Annotated in this window: 1 protein-coding gene and 4 tRNA genes; 1 reads left to right on the top strand and 4 read right to left on the bottom strand. The window is 39.8% G+C overall.

Annotated features, from left to right (window positions below; genetic code table 11):
- Positions 1–416: 416 nt before the first annotated feature.
- Complete coding sequence (locus BN348_RS12675; RefSeq protein WP_040198426.1) at positions 417–1,295, top strand: hypothetical protein; 879 nt, start codon at positions 417–419, stop codon at positions 1,293–1,295.
- 438 nt (positions 1,296–1,733) lie between these two features.
- Here the strand turns inward: BN348_RS12675 and BN348_RS12680 are convergent.
- The 4 genes from BN348_RS12680 to BN348_RS12695 all read right to left on the bottom strand — a co-directional run bounded on the left by BN348_RS12680 (position 1,734) and on the right by BN348_RS12695 (position 2,079).
- Positions 1,734–1,809, bottom strand: a tRNA-Thr gene (locus tag BN348_RS12680).
- A gap of 24 nt (positions 1,810–1,833) precedes the next feature.
- A tRNA-Asp gene (locus BN348_RS12685) sits at positions 1,834–1,910 on the bottom strand.
- A gap of 5 nt (positions 1,911–1,915) precedes the next feature.
- Positions 1,916–1,991: transfer RNA gene (locus BN348_RS12690), tRNA-Trp, on the bottom strand.
- Between the two features lie 11 nt (positions 1,992–2,002).
- Positions 2,003–2,079 (bottom strand) — tRNA-Ile (locus tag BN348_RS12695).
- Positions 2,080–2,147: the final 68 nt, after the last annotated feature.

The raw sequence follows: 2,147 nt of genomic DNA on the forward strand, positions 1-2,147 counted from the left end.
CGTTCCTTTCTTTTTTGTAACAGGCCTTCTTCTTATATCATTTACTGCTTCACTTTATTCTTGATATAAAAACGAAGGATACTCCTGCAACGGCAAGTCGGCAATTTCCAAAACAATAAAAAATTAAATATATCGTAATTTAGAAGTATAGAAAAAAATAGTAAAATCTTCGGAGTTATATGTAATGTGTATACCCAAAGTTATTTTTTCTCAACCAATACATCAGTGTGATATTTGTTGCTGTATTTTGAAATAAAAGATGTAATATTCAATTGATATTTTTTTATATATGAAGTATAATAAATGCAAAATAATATGAAATTAATGAGTAATTTCTAAAAAATTCTATAGGTATATTTTTATGACAGTACAACTGTCTGTTATCGAATCAATCATCATAGAAAGGAGGTTTAAAAATGAAAAAAAGATATAAACGAATGATTCCTTTCATGTGCATATTGGTTTCTCTATCCCTGGTGTTTGTCGTATATGCAGCCAACGGTTTCAGCCCAATTAAAAAATTATTTATCAATGAGGATGGCTATGTGATGGAAGGATCACTTATGGAGCAGATTGAAAGAGCGTCCCGGTCGCAGTCGGCTGATAAATTAATCACAACGACCTATGACGAAAATATGTTGGAATATCTGGCTATCTCCCCAGCAGGCGAATTGTACAATCTTAATCGTATCTCACGTTCCCTTTACGCTACGAATGCGTATTATCCTGTTGAATATCTTCAAAAAATTAATTCCGAACTGATCTACGCCGTTTACCGCATTTCCTCTTATGGACAGCCATGTTATATGTATTGTTTCTTTCAGAAAATTGATCATGAAAAAGATGCTATGGTTCAAGATGAAACCGAAATATGGTGGATGACTGGACGTGCCATGTTTTCATGCAAAGAATTGTCGCACAAAGACTTTGAGACCATTCAGGTGGGGTCAGCGTTACAGGAAGTAGCAGAAATTGATCCTATGGCCATTGTATATCGGCCACAGGATGAAGAACCATATCTTAACCAAAGATACGACGAGGAAACTGAACAATATGTTGAGGAATTAATCACACCGCCCCCCACCCTTTCATATGAGGCGTACCACTACTTAACGGATGGGATTTTGCAAATTACCTATTCTCGCAACAGTGAAAATGAAGAATATACTGTTTCGAATATTCAGTACAGCGATTCCTATGAGATGATTGGTATTTATGAAGAAAACATCAGTATCCGCATTCAGTCTAAAGACTTCCCGAACTCAGAGAAAGACGAAGATGTTTCCGCATCTTGAGTAAAGTAAGAGACGGAAATACACAACCCTCCAGTATCAGATAACATAGAACTGATACTGGGGGGTTTATTTGGTACTTAAGGCAGACAGAGCCCCCCGCCATGTCAATCTTTTTCAATCTATCTATTGTGGCAAAGGCTGCAGCTGCTCCCGAAACTGACAAAAAAGAGCTGATTTTATAAATCTATTCTCTTGCAACCCAATAAAATTGTCAGCAGCTCGATATACTGTCCAAAAGGCTGTACTGCAAAGCAGGCTGTTTTAGACAGGAGAAACAGAAAAATACTCTGCTTCACCTGTTTCGTAGGAATCCCCTTTACACGTGCTACCGGTTTTATAAAAAAAGATCTTAAATTTTATTGCAGTAAAAATTCGAATGGAAGATGAGTAAAATGGACATGAAAAATCCGCACAAACGCAGTGTTCGTGCGGATTTCCTGGAGCTGCTGACCGGATTCGAACCGGTGACCTCGTCCTTACCAAGGACGTGCTCTGCCTCCTGAGCCACAGCAGCAACTATGTAATTGTCAAAAGAAAATGGCGACCTGGAAGGGACTCGAACCCTCGACCTCTAGCGTGACAGGCTAGCGTTCTAACCAACTGAACTACCAGGCCATCTTTGGCAGGGGCAGAAGGACTTGAACCCTCGGCACGTGGTTTTGGAGACCACTGCTCTACCAACTGAGCTATACCCCTAAATTTTCAACTGGTGGGCCATCAGGGACTCGAACCCCGGACCAACCGGTTATGAGCCGGTTGCTCTAACCAACTGAGCTAATGGCCCATATCTCATGGAGTTTTTAAAGAAATCGCCGTGAACCGTGCAGGCTCACGGCGGTCTCCCTAATGGTT

It is taken from the genome of Candidatus Soleaferrea massiliensis AP7 (assembly GCF_000820765.1).
Lineage (GTDB): Bacteria > Bacillota > Clostridia > Oscillospirales > Ruminococcaceae > Soleaferrea > Soleaferrea massiliensis.

What these genes read in the sequence shown, in the direction of transcription:
- BN348_RS12675 (WP_040198426.1), top strand. Translation starts at nt 417, where the DNA reads ATGAAAAAAAGATATAAACGAATGATTCCTTTCATGTGCATATTGGTT.